This is a genomic window from Bartonella sp. CL63NXGY (genome assembly GCF_042194905.1).
Classification (GTDB): domain Bacteria; phylum Pseudomonadota; class Alphaproteobacteria; order Rhizobiales; family Rhizobiaceae; genus Bartonella.
Genome location: NZ_JBHINK010000115.1, coordinates 327 through 652 on the forward strand (window position 1 = coordinate 327; position 326 = coordinate 652).

A 326-nucleotide genomic window follows, 5' to 3' on the forward strand; every position below is an offset into this window, starting at 1 on the left:
TGTACGTGGTCACGTACGTTAACGTAAATGAGATTTCATAAGCACTGTTAAGTTGGTAATTTACTTCCAAATCTAAAAGATCAGCATAGTTAACCCGATATGCGACTTTACTATCATGTCTCTTAATGTATACTGCATTTTTGTTCATGATAACCACCACATCGCATAATCAAAGTTTACCGTTCCGCTGAAGTTATCAATCTGAAAGTCATTATTACCAACCTGTAAACTGATAGTTCCCATATCAGTATTAAGCAGGTCTCCCTTACCATCTAGCTCAGGATTAACACCATTCAACACCCACGTTCCATCAAAACCTTTTTCTC

The 326-nt window shown here is 37.1% G+C and carries 1 protein-coding gene; it reads right to left on the bottom strand.

The genetic code is table 11. The features are described from left to right. Nucleotides 1-144 precede the first annotated feature (144 nt). Nucleotides 145-326, bottom strand: a 182-nt coding sequence (locus ACFIK0_RS09580; RefSeq protein WP_375663941.1) for a hypothetical protein, incomplete at its 5' end; no start/stop codon positions are given.